Genomic DNA, 14915 nt, shown 5'->3' on the forward strand with positions numbered 1-14915 from the left:
AGCTTACCTGATCTCGAGGATCGACTGGAAGGTTTCGCGCGCGACCTGGATGACCCGGCTCGACGCCTGATAGGCCTGCTGGAAGCGGACGAGATCGACCGCCTCCGAATCGAGGTTCACTCCCGCCGCCTCCGAGCGCGCGGTCACCGCGCCCTCGTAGATCGCGTTCTGCGCGTCCCCGACCAGCCGGCGCTGCTTGAGCGTCGCGGCATTGTCGGTGGTCAGCGCCTGGATCTTGGCTTCGAATTGATTGCCGGTGCGCAGCGACGCGAGCGCGGCGAGGTTCGTCGAGTCGCGCGAGCCGCCGCCAGCCTTTGCCGCGGCGATCTGCGCGCCATCGCTCAGCGCCACCTTGAAATCGGCCGGATCGCTGGTGTTGGTGAAAAAGGCCTTCCCTTGCGCTCCGTTGAGATCCTGTCCCTGGGTTTGCAGGTCGTTGACGCTCTCGGTGAAGTCCTTGGCGACCGCGCCGAGCTGCTCGCGCGCGGCGGCGATCCGCTGCGCGCCCTCGACCATGCCCGCCAGCGCGCCCCCTTCCGGATTGGCCTGCAACGCCTGACCGCCGGGCTTGAGCACGTTGAGCACCACATTGCCGCCCGTGCGCGTGTAGCTCATCTCGCTCGCGTCGCGCGGGTCGACCAGCACCGGGCCGTTGCTCGCGCCGGCGCGCACGGTCGCACGGCCGAAATCGTCGATTTGGACGTTGACCTCGGTCAGCGCGCTCATCTGCGCAAGGATGTCGTCGCGCTGGTCTTCCAGCCCGGCGATAGCGGACGTGCCGGGCGCACCCTTGACGATCCCCTGATTCACCTTGAGCAGCGCCTGGCTCAGCCGGTTGAGCTCGCCCACGCTCTGCTGCGCGCGCGTGTCGAGCTCGGCCATGCCGTCGTCGAGCGCCTTGGCGGTGACACGGAAGGAATCGGCCAGCGTCGACGCGGTGCCGAGCATGCCGGCGCGCAGCGCAGTCGAGGTCGGCTCGGCCTGGAGCGCGGTGCTCGCCGCGAAAAAGCCGGTCATGTTGGTCGAGAGCGCGCCGCCGGTCATCGCCGATTCGACACGCTCGAGCCAGACCGTGCTCGCCTGCGTGCGCGAGGCGTCCGAGCTGGCGCTGCGGACCGAGGCGTCGAGATAGGGGCTGCCGTTGCGCGCGATCCCGTCGACCACCACGCCCATGCCGTTGAGCGAGGAGTTGAAGCCGTTGCTCGCCTGCACCTCGCGCAGCGTCGCGCTGCGTCGCACGTACGACGCGTTGCCGGCATTCGAGATGTTCTCCGACACCGTCGTCAGCGCGCTCTGATACGCGCGGACGCCCGAAGCGCCGATGGAGAGCAGATCACTCATTCCATCTGGCTGCCACGAGTCTCGTTAAGATCAGGTTGAGATTGGGCCAGAAACTTGCTCATCGCGGCGCCGATGCCGATCGGCTTGTGCGTCGCCATCTCCTGCACCACCTTCTGGTCCGACATGTCGCGGAAGGTGGTGAGCGCCTTGCTGTCGAACAGCGGATCGGCCAGCTTGGCCTGCCGCATCGACTTCAGCATCATGCCGGTGAAGACCGACTCGAACTGCTGCGCGGCCTTGTCGAGGTTGGTTTTGGTGGCGGCGCGGCCGAGCCCGGTGTCGAGCCCGGTCTTGCCGGTGATCGCCACGCCCACGTTGTTGACGGGTGAGTCGCCCATCAGAGCACCACCAGCTCGGCCTTGAGCGCGCCGGCCTCCTTGAGCGCCTCGAGGATCGCGACCAGGTCGGCCGGGCTCGCGCCGATCGCATTCACCGCCTTCACCACATCGGCCAGCTTGGGCCCGGGGTTGAGCAGGAACATCGGCTTCTTCTCCTCGGACACCTGCACGTTGGAGCGATTCTCGAGCGCGGTCTGGCCCTGGCTGAGCGGCGCCGGCTGGCTGACCCGCTGGTTCTCGTCAATGCGGACGGTGAGCTTGCCGTGCGTCACCGCCGCAGCGCCGACACGAACCGCCGAGTTGATCACCACCGTGCCGGTGCGCGCGTTGACGATCACCTTGGCGGGCGGCTCGGCCGAGGCGACGTCGAGATTCTCAATCTCGCTCATCAGCGTGGCGCGGACATCCGCGCCGGTCGGCGCGCGCACCGCGACCGACACCGCGTCCACCGCCTGGGCGGTGCCGAGGCCGAACTTGCGGTTGATCGCGGCGGCGACGTTCTGCGCGGTGGTGAAGTCGGCGCGCTGGAGATTGTAGGTGACGAAGGGCGTGTCGGCGAAGCCGGTCGCGACCGCGCGCTCGACCGTCGCTCCCTCGGGGATGCGCCCGGTCGAAGGGATGTTGACGACGATCTTGGAGCCGTCGGCGCCCTCGGCGCCGAGCCCGCCGACCGCGAGATTGCCCTGCGCCATCGCGTAGACCTGACCGTCGGCGCCGAGCAAAGGCGTCAGCACCAGGCTGCCGCCGCGCAGGCTCTTCGCCTTGCCCATCGAGGCGACGGTGATGTCGATCCGCTGGCCGGGCTTGGCGAAGGCGGGCAGCTCGGCGGTGATCATCACCACCGCGGCGTTCTTCAGCCCCGGGTTGACGCCCGCGGGCAGTTGCAGCCCGAAGCGCGACGCCACCGCCTTCACCGACTGGACGGTATATTCGAGATTGTCGTCGCCGGTGCCGGGCAGCCCGACCACCACGCCATAGCCGGTCAGCTGGTTGGCGCGGATGCCCTGGAAGCCGCCGAGATCCTTGATCCGGTCGGCATGCGCGGGGCCGGCGAGCGCGGCGGTGAGTGCGGCGAGCGCGAGGAGCAGCTGACGGATCATCAGAACGGGCTCACGACCTGGAAGAAGCGGGACAACCAGCCCTGCCGGCTGGAGCGCGCGACGTCGCCCTTGCCGGTATAGGCGATCTGCGCGTCGGCGACGCGGGTGGAGGGCACGCGATTGTCACGGTCGACGTCGGCGGTTCGGACGATGCCCTTGATCTGGACGAACTCGTCACCGCGGTTGAGCGTCACGCGCTTTTGCCCGCGCACCAGCATCGTGCCGTTGGGATAGACTTCGGCGACGGTGACCGAGACCTCGCCCGAGAGCGAATTGGCCTGATCGGCGGTGCCGGTGCCGTTGAAGCCGCGCTTGCCGCCCGAGCCCACGTCGGTGCCGCTGATGATGCCGCCGAGCGGGCCCGTCGATGGCGGGGTAAGCGAGAAGCTGCCGTCCGAGCTGAGCTTGGACGAGGCCGACTTGGAAGCGGCGGTGCGCTCCACCAGCACGATCGTCAGCGGGTCGCCGACGCGGCGCGCGCGCCAGCCCTCGTACAGCGCCGCATAGCCATCGGCGACCTGGAAGATCGAGCCGTTGGCGGGCGGCGGCGCAGCCGGCTGAGCCGGCGCGTGCACCGCGGAGAAATCCTCCGCCGGCTTCTTCTTGAGCACCTTGCCGAGCAGCCCGGCGTGCGCCGGTGCGGGCGCCCAGGCGGCGGCGAGCGCACCCAGCGCGGCGCACAAAGCGGCTCTTTGGGCGACCCGCGCGCGGCGGCGGAGAGACGTGGTCGAGGTCATCGCCGAGTCTATGACAGATTTTGGTTAACGTATTTCAGCATGTCGTCGGTGGCCGAGATCATCTTCGAGTTGACCTCATAGGCGCGCTGGGTCTCGATCATGTCGACCAGCTCTTCCACGACGTTGACGTTGCTCGCCTCCAGCGTGCCCTGGCGGATGCGACCGCGGCCGTCCTCGCCCGCCAGGCCGAGATTGGCCGCGCCGCTCGCCGCACTCTCGGTGAGGAAATTGTCGCCGGCCGAGGTCAGCCCGGCCGGGTTGGGGAAGCTGGCGACCTGGATCTGGCCGAGATTCTGCGCCTCGTCCTGTCCCGGCAGCGTGGCCGAGACCGAGCCGTCGAGCCCGATCGTAATCTGGGTGGCGTTGGCGGGCACGGTGATGCCCGGCATCACCTGATAGCCCTGGCTGGTGATCAGCAGCCCCTCGGGCGAGCGCGAGAAATTGCCTGCGCGCGTATAGCCGAGCTGGCCGCCGGGCATCTGCACCTGGAAATAGCCGCCGCCGTCGAGCGCGAGGTCGAGGCTGTTCCCGGTCTGGTTCATCGAGCCCTGCGTCTCGGTGCGCGACGTGCCCTGCACGCGCACGCCGGTGCCGAGGTTGAGCCCGGTGGCGTATCTGCTCTCCGCGGTCGATTGCGCGCCCGCGGCCGTGACGACCTGGTAGGACAGGGTCTCGAACGAGGCGCGGTCGCGCTTGAAGCCGGTGGTGCTGACGTTGGCGAGGTTGTTCGAGATGACGCGCATGCGCGTGTCCTGGGCGTCGAGCCCGGTACGCGCGATGTGCATGGCGGACGTGGTCATGGTCTAATCCTTCCTCAGCCCGGCAGGCGCATCACCGATGCGCTCGACTCGTCCATGGATTTGGCCTCCTTGAGCAGGTTGGCCTGAAGCTCGTAGCTGCGCTGGTTCTCGATCATGTCGACCAGCGCCTCCGTCATGTTGACGTTCGATCCCTCGAGCGCGCCCGCGGTGACCTTGCCGTCAAGGTTTTCCGGCAGCGTGCCGCCGCCGCGCACGTGGAGCAGGTTGTCGAGCCCCTTCACCGTGTCGGATCCGGCGGACGACACCAGCTTGAGCCGATCGATCACCTGCGGCTGGCCGGTCTGGTCGCCTTGCGGCACGATCGAGACCGAGCCGTCCGAACCGATCGACACCGATTCATAGGGCGGCAGCGTGATCGGGCCGCTCGCACCCATCACCAGGAAGCCATCGCCGGTCTGCAACGTGCCCGATTCGGAGACGGTGAAGTCACCGCGGCGGCTATAGGCCTCGCTGCCGTCGGCGCCCTGGACGGTGAGCCAGGTGTCGCGGTCGCCCAGCGCGACGTCGAGCGGGCGGCCGGTCTGCTGCATCGCGCCCGGCGCGCGGTCGGCGTCGCGCATCTCCTCCGAGGTGGGCGCGCGCGCCGACAGCTGCGACGTGCCGTCGGAGAGGATGATGCGGTCGAACGAGACGCGGTCGGCGCGGAAGCCGGTGGTCGACGCATTCGCCATGTTGTTGGCGATCGCCGCCTGCGCCTGCATGTGCGCGCGCAGGCCCGTCGCCGCGGTGTAGACCAGCTTGTCCACTTACATCCTTTCCGTGCGCCCCGCCCCCGCGCTTACGCGCGGATGTTGAGGATCGACTGCGACACCTGAGTCGCCGTATCCAGGGCCTTCGCGTTCGCCTGGAAGTTGCGCTGTGCCGCAATAAGGTTAACAAGCTCTTCGGTGATATCGACGTTGGAGCCCTCGAGCTGGCCCGACTTCAGGCTGCCGAAGCCCTCCGCCGCGGCGAAGCCGAGCGTCGCCTTCCCCGAGATGCCGGTCGCCTGCCAATAGTTGCTGCCGGCCTGGCGCAGCCCGGTCGGCGCCGAGAACTTGGCGATCGCCACCTTGCCCAGCGGCACGATGTCCGAGTTCGAATAGCTCGCCTTGATGATGCCCGCGTCGTCGACGGTGATGCCGACCAGCTGGCCGACCGCGACGCCGTCCTGCGTGCGCGCGCTCACCGCCGCCGCCGAGGCGGTCTGGGTCGAGCCGGTGAGGTCGAGCGTGATGCCCTGCGCTGCGGCGCCCGAGGCGGGAATAAAGTCCTCGAACTGGATGCTCTGCGCGCCGGTCAGCGCGCCCTTGGTGTCATACACCTGGGTGATCGGGCCGGGCTGGGGCTCGCCCGCCGGGGTCAGCATCTGGTCGCCGACATAGGTGAAGACCTGCCACGTGCCGGTGTTCGGCGGCGTCGCGGCGGGCTGCCCCTCCGCCGTGCGGACGTAATAGCTCGTCATCGTCATCGGATTGCCGTTGGCGTCGTAGATGCGGGTGGCCACCGAGTTGTTGTAGGTGGAGGTGTCGGTGCGCTTGAAGTCGGCCGGGTCCTTGACGGTCGCGGTCGAGGGGATCTGCACCTTGGTGGCGACGTTGTTGGTCATCTTCGGCGTGCCGCTGGTCGGCTGGATCTGCAGGTTGGTCAGCGACTTGTCGCCGGTCGCCGTGACGTTGCCGTCATTGTCGACCGGGTAGACCATCAGATAGCTGCCCTGCGCGTCGATCACGTTGCGGCTCTCGTCCACGGTGAAGGCGCCGGTGCGAGTGTAATTGACCTGGTCCGACAGACCGGTCGACTTCACGACGAAGAAGCCCTCGCCCAGGATCTGCATGTCGAGCGCGCTCTTGGTCTGGTTCGACGAGCCGTCGCTGAACTGCTGCACTGTGCCCTTCACCGACACGCCCGAGCCGACCATCTTGCGCGGATCGGTCGACACGTTCGACGAGATCACGTCGGCGAAGGCGGTGCGGCTCTTCTTGAAGCCGTTGGTGGAGACGTTGGCGAGGTTGTGGCTGATGACCGACATGTCGGTCTGCATGGCCTGGAGACCGGAGAGCGAGGTGAAGAAGGACATGGTGTGTGCTCCTGGGGAATGCGGGAAGAAGGGAAGAAGGGTTCAGGCGACCTTGCGGATCGCGGTGGGATCGACCGTGCCGAGCCCCGTGACATTGAGGACGGGCGAACCGCCCGGAGGCAGGCTGGCGCTCTCGACCGGCGCCCACACCAGCGAGGCGGCATCGACGATCACCGAGCCCTTCGCCGCCTCGACGGTGACGGTGTAGGGGCCGTTCTCGATCTTGTTGCCGGCGTCGTCCTTGCCGTCCCAGCTGTAGCTGGCCTCGCCGGCGGGCTGCGCGCCGAGCTGGATGTTCTTGACGGGGCGACCGTCCTTGTCGGCGATCGAGACGTTGACGTCGGTCGCGTCGCCGGTCAGCTCGACCGCGCCGGCGATCCCGCCCGAGGTGCGCTCGTATGCGGTCTTTCCCTCGGTCAGCACGGTGCGGCCAACGAAGCCCATCGCATCGGTCGCGGTGGTGGAATTGAGCCGACCGCTGATGCCCGACAGCGTCTGGTTCATCTCGCTGATGCCCGCGACCGACGAGAATTGCGCCATCTGCGCGACCATCTGCGTGTTGTCGACCGGATTGAACGGGTCCTGATAGGACAATTGCGCGGTCATCAGCGCGATGAAGTCCTTTTGTCCCATCGTCGACTTGCCCGTGGTGGCGCTGACGCCGGGAGCGGTGGTCGCGTTCGAGCGCGCCACGCCGGCGGAGGCGAAGATCGCGTCCTGCGCGGACTTGTCGATGCCGGAGGTGTTGGCGGAGATGCTGGTCATGATCAGCGGCCCATCTTGAGGGTGTCGAGGATCAGCGTCTTGGCGGTCTGCATGACCTCGACGTTGTTCTGGTAGGTGCGCGCGGTCTCCATCATGTCGACCAGCTCGCGCGATTCATCGACCGCGGCGTCGAAGACGTAGCCGTCCTTGTTCGCCATCGGGCTGCCGGGATCGTAGCGCTTGGTCGGCGCCTCGCCCGCGGTGACGATCTGCTGCACGTCGGTGGTGGAGAGCCCGCTCGCCTCGTCAAAGCTGGTGCGGAACACCGGCTTCATCGTCTTGTACGCGGCCTCTTCCGAGCCGGCGACGCCGCCGGCGTTGGCGAGGTTGGAGGCGGTGGTGTTCATCCGCGTCAGCTGCGCCGACATGGCGCGGCCGGCGACCTGGAAGATGGTCAGCGGTGAGCCGGACATCGTCTTACTCCCCCTTCAGCGCGCGCGTGATCTGACCGATGCGCCCGTTGAGGAACGAGAGCGTCGTCTGATACTGGACCGCGTTTTCCGCGAAAGCGGTCTGCTCGGTGGAGAGCTCCACCGTATTGCCGTCCATCGAGGGCTGGGTTGGCACGCGATACTTCAGCGCGTCGCCGACACTGCCGGCGCCCTGCTGCTCGACCGCGCCGAGCGCGGTCTTGAAGTCGATGTCGCGGGCCTTGAAATTGGGCGTGGACGCGTTGGCGATGTTCGACGCGAGCACGCCCATGCGCTGGCCGCGCACTTCCAGGGCTGCTCCGTGAACTCCGAACAAACTATCAGCCACTGGCCGAACCTCCATGCGGGACGGGGATGCCCGTCGCCTCGCGGGAATGACAGCAAGTGGCGTGCCAACTGCGTCGCGCGGGGCGGACCGGGGCGGAGGAAGCGCGGGGCGGCAAGGGCTTGCCGGTTGCCGGCCGAGTTTGCCGGCAAGCGCGCTTGCCGGCTCGCGGCTGCCGGTTGCCCGCAGCTTGCAGGGCCGCGAACGCGATCGTGCTCCGGCGAAGGCCGGAGCCCAGGTGGGATGGCCGTAGTGGGAGTCACAGAGGTCCGCGCGACTGGGCCCCGGCCTCCGCCGGGGCGAGAGGGGTGTGGGGTAACCCTCTCCTCTCTTTGCGTCATCCCGGGCTCGTCTCAGGATCCACCGTGCCGCGTTCTCCGATGCGGGGGCGCTTGCGGGCCGGTGGATCCTGAAACGAGTTCAGGATGACGCCAGTCTAGAGCATGACTCACCTCCTCTGGCCTCCGCCCCGGCGGACGCCGAGGTCCAGTTGGGCGACGCTGGTGGATCTCACGACGGCTATCCCACCTGGACCCGGCGTTCGCCGGGGTGGTCCCTGCGTCGACGGCCATCCCCCCAACTGGCCCGCCCCTTGCAAGACAGGCGAGCATGACTCCCGGCATGTTCCTCGACCCCGCCGCGCTCGCCATCGTGTTCGGCGGCACTGCGCTCGCCGCGGCGCTGCGTACGCCCGCGCGCGACCTCGGCCGCGCGCTGGCCGCGCTTCGCGTGCTGCCGCGTCGCCGCTTCCGTGCGGACAGTCGGCTCGACCAGGTCGCCGCGCTCAGCCGCATCGCGCTGCGCCACGGCGTCCACGCGCTCGACCGCAGCGTCATCCACGACGGCGACGTCGCCGCCGCGGTGGCGCTGATCGTCGATGGCGCGCAGCCGGACGCGGTGATCGCCGCGCTCGACACCGCGCGCCGCGCACGCATCGAGCGCCACCGCCTCGTCGGCGACTGCTGGATGGGGGTCGCCGAGGCCGCCCCCGCGCTCGGCATGGTCGGCACGCTGGTCGGGCTGGTGGCGATGTTCACGCGGATGACCGACCCGGGCGCGATCGGCGCCGCCATGGCGGTCGCGCTGCTCGCCACTTTATATGGCGCTTTGCTCGCCAACCTCGTCGCCATGCCGATCGCCACCCGGCTGCGCGCCGCCGCGCGCGCCGAGGCGATCGAGCGCGCGCGGCTGGTCGCACCGCTGGCCGAGCTCGCCGCGCGCGAGGCACCGCGCGTGCGCGCCGGCATGCGGCCTCAGCCCGCGCCCGAGCCGGTCGGCGCCGATGCGGACGAGGCAGCGGAGCCCGCGCCGCACGAGCAGGCGGCATGAGCGACGACGATCTCCTCGCCGACGACGCGCCCGCGCGCGCGCTCTGGCTGATGACGCTGGCCGATCTCGCGCTGCTGCTGATGGGCTTCTTCGTGCTGCTCCAGGCCAATCAGCAGCTCGACCCGCGCGCGCTCGCGGCGGGACTGGCCGAGGGCTTCGGCGCCGAGGCGCCGGCGGCGATGCCGGTGGCGAGCTACGGCATCGCCGGCTTCGCGCCCGGCAGCGCGGCGCTTGCCGACACGCCGCGCGGGCTCGCCGGCTGGGCGCGCGCCGAGTTGCGCGACCCGCGCGTGAGCCTCACCGTGACCGGCGCGACCGATGGCACCGCGGCCGACGTCGACCCGCGCTCGCGCAGCGCCACCCTCCTCGCCGCCGATCGCGCGCGCGCGGTCGCCGCGGCGCTGGCTGCCGCGGGCGTGCCCGATGCGCGGCTCGGCCTCGCCACCGCGGTGCGCCCCGGCCGCCGCCAGGTACTCGTCACGCTCGCCTTCGCGGGCGAACAAGGGAAGACACGATGATCGCCGCTTTTCTTCTCGCCGCCGCCGCTGCCGGCGCGGGCTTCCAGGACACTGCCGCGCTCGATCGCGCCGTTGCTGCCTTCACCGCCCGTCCGATCGGCAGCGAGGGCGGCGCGCGCGCGCCGGTTGACGCGCGGCTACGCCTCGCCGCCTGCCCGATGGTGGCGATGTCGTGGCGCACCGAGGCGCATGACGCGGTGGTGATCGCCTGCGCCGGCCCGTCGTGGCGGCTGTTCGTCCCCGTGATCGCGCCGCCGCGCCCGAGCGGCGCGGTCGCGCCGCGCGCCACCGCCGATGCGGCGCCGCCCGTACGGGCCGAGCCGGTGATCCGCCGCGGCGACGTGGTGACGATCGAGGCCGGCAGCAACGGCTTTGCGATCACGCGCGAAGGTGTCGCGGTCGCCGATGCCGCGCCCGGTGCGCGCGTGATGATCAAGGTGGACGATGCGCCGCGCCCGGTCCAGGCGGTGGCGGTCGAGCCCGGCCGCGCGACGCTGCCCGGCTGGACCGGATGAGGCGCGATAAAAAAGTGCTAAAGTTGCGCCACGCCCTGTCGTTTTTCCCCATGTCAGCGGAGACCGTCAGGTGCGGACATGGTGGATTTAGTAGGACCCTCAGCGATCAAGGCGAACGACCTGCGGGTCGCCGGCGTATCGCGCGTCAGCGCGCCGACGCCCGCGACGGCGCCGGTCGCGAGCAACGCGACCACCGCGACAGCGGCGCCGCAGACGCTCGCCAAGTCGCTCGCGGCGGAGCCGCCGGTCGACGGCGATCGCGTCCATCAGATCAAGACCGCGATCGCCAACGGCACCTTCCCGCTCTCGCCCGCGACCATCGCGGACCAGTTCATCGCACTTCGTTTCGACTGGATGGCCAATGAACAGGCGTGACGCGCTGGTGCGCGTGATCGACATGCTCCACGCCGAGATCGCGGCGCTCAAGGCGAACGACATGAGCGGACTGGAGCGCGCCACCGGCAACAAGCTGCGCGCGATCGAGACGCTGAAGGCACTTGGCGACGGGCCGGCGGATGCCGAGCTGCGCGGGCTGGTCGAGGAAGCCGACCGGCTCAACGACACGTGCCGGATCTACGTCAACCTGATGGCGGCAAATGTTCGCCGCCGCCTGCAACTTCTTTCCGGCCAGAACGGCGGCGCCTACGGCCGCGCCGGGCTGGCCTACGCGTAAGAAGGGGAACTGGCGTTCCTCTAACCGATGCCCCACCCGGCGCACGCCTGGGTCCAGGTAGGGACGCCTGTTAGGTACTCCCTCTCCCCTCCAGGAGGGCGGGAACGGGTGGAGCGCTTCCGCAAGCGCCACGTCCGCGGAGAGGCCCCACCCCAACCCCTCCCCTGAAGGGAAGGGACTAAGCCACAAATCGCAACGTCATTGTGGCACGCCTCTTGCTCTACGCAGGGCATGACCGTCTCCGCGCTCACCCCGGCCACCGGCCGCGTTACCTCCGCGATCCAGCGCGCGGCGCAGCGCACCGGCGTCGACTTCAATTATCTCCTTGGCCAGGCCAAGATCGAGAGCGGGCTCAACGCCAGCGCGCGTGCCAGCACCTCCTCCGCCTCGGGGCTGTACCAGTTCGTCGAGCAGAGCTGGCTCGCGGTGGTGAAGAAGCACGGCAGCGAGCACGGGCTCGGCTGGGCGGCGGACAGCATCCAGCAGTCGGGCGGGCGCTTCACCGTCACCGGGGGCAACCGCGCCGCGGTGCTGGGGCTGCGCAACAATCCCGAGGTCGCCTCGCTGATGGCGGCCGAACATGCCAGCGACAACAAGGACGCGATCGAGGCGTCGACCGGCCGCGCCGCGACCGGCACCGACCTCTATATGGCGCATTTCCTCGGGCTGGGCGGCGCGCGCACCTTCCTCTCGGCGATGCAGAGCAACCCGGAGCGCAGCGCCGCCTCGCTCTTCCCCGCCGCCGCGCGCGCCAACCGCGGCGTCTTCTTCGACAGCGACGGCGGCGCGCGCTCGCTCGGCGAGGTGTACCAGCGCTTCGCCGGCAAGCTGGGCGACGGCGCCGCGTCGGTAGGCGCGACGACGCCGTCCGACCGGCTGCAGTTCGCCGCGCAGGCGCTGGCGATGGGAGACGAGAACACCGTCGTCACCGGTGCGGGCGAGAGCGCGACGGACGCGCTCGCCTGGGCCAAGTCGACGCTCGGCCAGATCAAGGGGGCCCCGTCACAGCAATTCGCGCAGCAGGCCAGCCTGCTCCGCCCGACCCCCGCGAACGCGCGGCTGGCCTACATGATGCTCGCGCGGATGGGGAACTGATCCGATGAAGCTGCTCAGCCACGCGCGCCAGGCCGCGCTGCCCTTCGCGATCCTGCTGCTCGTCGTCCTCATGGTGGTGCCGATCCCGGCCTTCATGCTGGACGTGTTCTTCATCATGAACATCACGATCAGCCTCGCGGTGCTGATGGTGGCGCTCAACGCCGAGAAGCCGCTCGACTTCTCGTCCTTCCCGACGGTGCTGCTGTTCGCGACGCTGTTCCGGCTCGGCCTCAACGTCGCCTCGACGCGCATCGTGCTGGTCCACGGCCACACCGGCTCGGCCGCGGCGGGGCACGTGATCGAGGCGTTCGGCTCGTTCGTGATCGGCGGCGACTATGTCGTCGGCCTGTTCGTCTTCGCGATCATCGTCATCATCAACCTGATCGTGGTCACCAAGGGCGCCGGCCGCGTCTCCGAAGTGTCGGCACGCTTCACGCTCGACGCGCTGCCCGGCAAGCAGATGGCGATCGACGCCGATCTCAACGCCGGGCTGATCACGCCGGACGACGCCAAGAAGCGCCGCGTCGAGGTCGCCACCGAGGCCGATTTCTACGGCTCGATGGACGGCTCGTCCAAGTTCGTGAAGGGCGACGCGGTCGCCGGCCTGCTGATCCTCGCCGCCAATATCGTCGGCGGGCTGATCCTCGGTCCGGTGAGCCACGGGCTGACGATCGGCAAGGCGGCGCAGACCTACACCATGCTCGCGATCGGCGACGCGCTGGTGGCGCAGGTGCCCGCGCTGCTGCTGTCGATCGCCGCCGCCTCGATCGTCACCCGCGTCAGCTCGGACAAGGACCTCGCCGGCCAGATCGGCGGCCAGTTCGGCTCGGCCCGGACCTGGACGCCGGTGGCGGTGATCCTGACGCTGCTCGGGCTGCTCCCCGGCATGCCGCACTTCGTCATCCTGCCGCTGGCGGGCTGCGCCGGCTTCGCCGCCTGGAAGCTGCACCAGAACGCCAAGCGTCCCAAGTTCGTCGAGGCCCCCGCGCCGGTGGAGCAGCCCGATCCGTCCAAGATCGGCTGGGACGAGGTGACCGAGGCGATGATGGTCAACCTCGATGTCGGCTACGGGCTGGTGCCGCTGGTCGACGAGCGCCGCGGCGCGCCGCTGATGAGCCGTCTCACCGGCGTGCGCCGCCAGCTGAGCAAGGAGCTTGGCTTCGTGGTGCCGCAGGTGCGCGTGCGCGACGACATCAACCTCGCGCCTTATACCTATCGCGTGATGCTCGGCGGCGTGTGCGTCGGCGAGGACCAGGTCTCGCCCGACGAGATGCTCGCGCTCGACACCGGCCAGGGCTTCGGCGAGCTGATCGGCAAGAAGGCCAAGGATCCCACCTTCGGGCTCGACGCCACCTGGATCTCGCCGGGCGACGCCGATGCCGCCACCGGCCAAGGCTATCTGGTGGTCGACGCCGGCACGGTGATGGCGACGCACCTCAACCACGCGCTCGGCGCCAATGCCGCCGACCTGCTCGGCGCCGACGAGGTCCAGTCGCTGCTCGACGGGCTCAAGGAGCGCGCGCCGCAGCTGGTCGCCGCGCTCGCCCCGCTGCCGCAGACCGCCCTGGTGGCGGTGCTCAAGGGGCTGCTGTCCGAGGGCATCCAGCTGCGCGAGTTCCGCCGCATCGCCGCCGCGATCTCGATGGCCGCGCAGAAGACGCACGATCCGGTCGAGCTGATCGAGCTGATCCGCCCCGAACTGGGCCCGCTGATCATCGCCAAGCTGGCCAGCGTGCGCGAGCCGCTGCGCGTCATGACGCTCGAGGGCGGATTGGAGCAGCTGCTCGGCCAGGGGCTGCGCAGCGATCCCAGCCGCCAGGTGATCGAGCCCGAGCTTGGCCGCCGCATCGTCGACGCGCTTCAGGCCGCAGCCCAGCCGCTGATGGCCGAGGCCAAGCCGTTCGCGCTGGTCGTGCAGCCGGCGATCCGCGTCGCCGTCCGCAAACTCATCCGCACCGTTCTTCCGGATACGCCCGTCATGAGCTTCTTCGAAGTGCCCGAGGACAAACCCGTCGAGGTGGTCGCCATCATCGGCGGTCAGCACCAGCCGCAGGCGCTGGCGGCATGAGCGCCGAGCCGATGCGCAGCGTCTTCGCTGCCGCCCAGCCCGCGCCCGCCGCCGCCGCGCACACCGCGCCGGTGACGGCGCCGCTGACCTACTCGCGCCCGCGCAAGCGCGACGAGAACGCGCTGGTGCAGCAGCATCTGCCGCTCGTCCGCCGGCTGGCGTGGCACGTCCACGGCTCGGTCTCGACCGCGATCGAGGTGGAAGATCTCGTCCAGGTCGGACTCGTCGCGCTGGTCGAGGCGGTCGCCGCATTCGAGGACCGCGGCCAGGTGACGCTCAAGCAATATCTCGTAACGCGGCTGCGCGGCGCGATGATCGACGAGCTGCGCCGCCACGCCGCGATGACGCGCGGCGCGATCCGCCGCAAGCGCGAATATGCCCGCGCGGTCAACCAGCTGAGCCATGAATATGGGCGCGCCCCGACCGACCGGGAGGTGGCGACCAAGCTGGACGTCACGCCCGAGAAGCTGCGCACAGATTATGCCGCGGCCGAGGCGGTGCGCTACGAATCGATCGACGAGGTCTATGCCGACGACCAGCCATGGTTCGCCAGCGACACGCCCGACGCGTTCGAGCAGCTCTCCGAGGCGCAGACGCGCGACCGGCTGATCGCCGCGATCGCCTCCTTGCCGGAGCGCGAGCAGATGGTGATCCAGCTGTATCACGTCGAGGAACTCAACCTCGAGGAGATCGGCCAGGTGCTCGGCGTCGGCGCGGCGCGCGTGTGCCAGATCAAGTCGAGCGCGCACGCGCGACTGAAGAAGGCGATGACGCGCGGCTGAGGCCAGGCTGAAAGGGGG

18 protein-coding genes are annotated in these 14915 nt (G+C 69.6%); 8 read left to right on the forward strand and 10 right to left on the reverse strand.

Annotation, left to right across the window (positions count from 1 at the left end; genetic code table 11):
- Positions 1–3 precede the first annotated feature (3 nt).
- Genes flgK through ACMGDM_RS05060 form a run of 10 tightly spaced genes read right to left on the reverse strand, consistent with a single transcriptional unit; the run spans position 4 to position 7935 of the window.
- Positions 4–1341, reverse strand: a complete 1338-nt coding sequence (gene flgK / locus ACMGDM_RS05015) for a flagellar hook-associated protein FlgK (RefSeq protein ID WP_436803002.1) — start codon at positions 1339–1341, stop codon at positions 4–6.
- The gene (locus tag ACMGDM_RS05020) at positions 1338–1679 is read right to left on the reverse strand and encodes a rod-binding protein (protein WP_436803003.1); all 342 of its coding nucleotides are present in this window, start codon (positions 1677–1679) and stop codon (positions 1338–1340) included. The genes flgK and ACMGDM_RS05020 overlap by 4 nt, the downstream gene beginning before the upstream one ends.
- Entirely contained in the window at positions 1679–2779 is a 1101-nt protein-coding gene (locus tag ACMGDM_RS05025) for a flagellar basal body P-ring protein FlgI (protein WP_436803004.1), read from the reverse strand. Before ACMGDM_RS05025 ends, ACMGDM_RS05020 begins: the two co-directional genes overlap by 1 nt.
- Positions 2779–3516 (reverse strand): flagellar basal body L-ring protein FlgH, encoded by a 738-nt coding sequence (locus tag ACMGDM_RS05030; protein ID WP_436803005.1) that lies wholly within the window; start codon positions 3514–3516, stop codon positions 2779–2781. The genes ACMGDM_RS05025 and ACMGDM_RS05030 overlap by 1 nt, the downstream gene beginning before the upstream one ends.
- A gap of 8 nt (positions 3517–3524) precedes the next feature.
- A complete protein-coding gene (gene flgG, locus ACMGDM_RS05035; protein WP_436803006.1) occupies positions 3525–4316 on the reverse strand; it encodes a flagellar basal-body rod protein FlgG in 792 nt (263 codons plus the stop codon).
- Positions 4317–4330: 14 nt separating this feature from the next.
- Positions 4331–5083: a flagellar basal body rod protein FlgF gene (locus ACMGDM_RS05040; RefSeq protein WP_436803007.1), complete on the reverse strand. Its 753-nt coding sequence runs from the start codon at positions 5081–5083 to the stop codon at positions 4331–4333.
- A gap of 32 nt (positions 5084–5115) precedes the next feature.
- Positions 5116–6396 (reverse strand): flagellar hook protein FlgE, encoded by a 1281-nt coding sequence (locus ACMGDM_RS05045; protein ID WP_436803008.1) that lies wholly within the window; start codon positions 6394–6396, stop codon positions 5116–5118.
- A 42-nt stretch (positions 6397–6438) separates the two neighbouring features.
- Positions 6439–7161 (reverse strand): flagellar hook assembly protein FlgD, encoded by a 723-nt coding sequence (locus tag ACMGDM_RS05050; protein ID WP_436803009.1) that lies wholly within the window; start codon positions 7159–7161, stop codon positions 6439–6441.
- 2 nt (positions 7162–7163) lie between these two features.
- Entirely contained in the window at positions 7164–7574 is a 411-nt protein-coding gene (gene flgC / locus ACMGDM_RS05055; RefSeq protein WP_223011326.1) for a flagellar basal body rod protein FlgC, read from the reverse strand.
- Positions 7575–7578: 4 nt separating this feature from the next.
- Positions 7579–7935 (reverse strand): flagellar basal body rod protein FlgB, encoded by a 357-nt coding sequence (locus ACMGDM_RS05060; RefSeq protein ID WP_436803010.1) that lies wholly within the window; start codon positions 7933–7935, stop codon positions 7579–7581.
- A 603-nt stretch (positions 7936–8538) separates the two neighbouring features.
- Here ACMGDM_RS05060 and ACMGDM_RS05065 point away from each other — a divergent pair.
- From ACMGDM_RS05065 to ACMGDM_RS05100, 8 genes are all read left to right on the forward strand, one after another.
- Complete coding sequence (locus ACMGDM_RS05065) at positions 8539–9246, forward strand: motility protein A (protein ID WP_436803011.1); 708 nt, start codon at positions 8539–8541, stop codon at positions 9244–9246.
- Positions 9243–9764, forward strand: coding sequence for a flagellar motor protein MotB (locus ACMGDM_RS05070; protein WP_436803012.1), 522 nt, complete (start codon positions 9243–9245; stop codon positions 9762–9764). The genes ACMGDM_RS05065 and ACMGDM_RS05070 overlap by 4 nt, the downstream gene beginning before the upstream one ends.
- Positions 9761–10279 (forward strand): flagella basal body P-ring formation protein FlgA, encoded by a 519-nt coding sequence (locus ACMGDM_RS05075; protein ID WP_436803013.1) that lies wholly within the window; start codon positions 9761–9763, stop codon positions 10277–10279. The genes ACMGDM_RS05070 and ACMGDM_RS05075 overlap by 4 nt, the downstream gene beginning before the upstream one ends.
- A gap of 78 nt (positions 10280–10357) precedes the next feature.
- Positions 10358–10654, forward strand: a complete 297-nt coding sequence (gene flgM / locus ACMGDM_RS05080; protein ID WP_436803014.1) for a flagellar biosynthesis anti-sigma factor FlgM — start codon at positions 10358–10360, stop codon at positions 10652–10654.
- On the forward strand, positions 10641–10952 hold the full coding sequence (locus ACMGDM_RS05085) for a flagellar protein FlgN (RefSeq protein WP_436803015.1): 312 nt from the start codon (positions 10641–10643) through the stop codon (positions 10950–10952). Before flgM ends, ACMGDM_RS05085 begins: the two co-directional genes overlap by 14 nt.
- 231 nt (positions 10953–11183) lie before the next feature.
- Positions 11184–12047, forward strand: coding sequence for a lytic transglycosylase domain-containing protein (locus ACMGDM_RS05090; RefSeq protein WP_436803016.1), 864 nt, complete (start codon positions 11184–11186; stop codon positions 12045–12047).
- Positions 12048–12051: 4 nt separating this feature from the next.
- Positions 12052–14115: a flagellar biosynthesis protein FlhA gene (flhA, locus tag ACMGDM_RS05095; protein ID WP_436803017.1), complete on the forward strand. Its 2064-nt coding sequence runs from the start codon at positions 12052–12054 to the stop codon at positions 14113–14115.
- On the forward strand, positions 14112–14897 hold the full coding sequence (locus ACMGDM_RS05100; RefSeq protein ID WP_436803018.1) for a sigma-70 family RNA polymerase sigma factor: 786 nt from the start codon (positions 14112–14114) through the stop codon (positions 14895–14897). Before flhA ends, ACMGDM_RS05100 begins: the two co-directional genes overlap by 4 nt.
- The last annotated feature ends 18 nt before the right edge of the window (positions 14898–14915 follow it).

This window comes from Sphingomonas larreae (assembly GCF_051400595.1).
In the GTDB taxonomy this organism is placed as follows: Bacteria; Pseudomonadota; Alphaproteobacteria; order Sphingomonadales; family Sphingomonadaceae; genus Sphingomonas.

Coding starts and splice junctions, on each gene's coding strand:
- ACMGDM_RS05090 (WP_436803016.1), top strand. CDS start 11,184: ATGACCGTCTCCGCGCTCACCCCGGCCACCGGCCGCGTTACCTCCGCG.
- ACMGDM_RS05085 (WP_436803015.1), top strand. CDS start 10,641: ATGAACAGGCGTGACGCGCTGGTGCGCGTGATCGACATGCTCCACGCC.
- ACMGDM_RS05100 (WP_436803018.1), top strand. CDS start 14,112: ATGAGCGCCGAGCCGATGCGCAGCGTCTTCGCTGCCGCCCAGCCCGCG.
- ACMGDM_RS05050 (WP_436803009.1), bottom strand. CDS start 7,161: ATGACCAGCATCTCCGCCAACACCTCCGGCATCGACAAGTCCGCGCAG.
- flgG (WP_436803006.1), bottom strand. CDS start 4,316: ATGACCACGTCCGCCATGCACATCGCGCGTACCGGGCTCGACGCCCAG.
- ACMGDM_RS05030 (WP_436803005.1), bottom strand. CDS start 3,516: ATGACCTCGACCACGTCTCTCCGCCGCCGCGCGCGGGTCGCCCAAAGA.
- ACMGDM_RS05025 (WP_436803004.1), bottom strand. CDS start 2,779: ATGATCCGTCAGCTGCTCCTCGCGCTCGCCGCACTCACCGCCGCGCTC.
- ACMGDM_RS05075 (WP_436803013.1), top strand. CDS start 9,761: ATGATCGCCGCTTTTCTTCTCGCCGCCGCCGCTGCCGGCGCGGGCTTC.
- flgC (WP_223011326.1), bottom strand. CDS start 7,574: ATGTCCGGCTCACCGCTGACCATCTTCCAGGTCGCCGGCCGCGCCATG.
- ACMGDM_RS05065 (WP_436803011.1), top strand. CDS start 8,539: ATGTTCCTCGACCCCGCCGCGCTCGCCATCGTGTTCGGCGGCACTGCG.
- ACMGDM_RS05020 (WP_436803003.1), bottom strand. CDS start 1,679: ATGGGCGACTCACCCGTCAACAACGTGGGCGTGGCGATCACCGGCAAG.
- flgM (WP_436803014.1), top strand. CDS start 10,358: ATGGTGGATTTAGTAGGACCCTCAGCGATCAAGGCGAACGACCTGCGG.
- flgK (WP_436803002.1), bottom strand. CDS start 1,341: ATGAGTGATCTGCTCTCCATCGGCGCTTCGGGCGTCCGCGCGTATCAG.
- ACMGDM_RS05070 (WP_436803012.1), top strand. CDS start 9,243: ATGAGCGACGACGATCTCCTCGCCGACGACGCGCCCGCGCGCGCGCTC.
- ACMGDM_RS05045 (WP_436803008.1), bottom strand. CDS start 6,396: ATGTCCTTCTTCACCTCGCTCTCCGGTCTCCAGGCCATGCAGACCGAC.
- ACMGDM_RS05060 (WP_436803010.1), bottom strand. CDS start 7,935: ATGGAGGTTCGGCCAGTGGCTGATAGTTTGTTCGGAGTTCACGGAGCA.
- flhA (WP_436803017.1), top strand. CDS start 12,052: ATGAAGCTGCTCAGCCACGCGCGCCAGGCCGCGCTGCCCTTCGCGATC.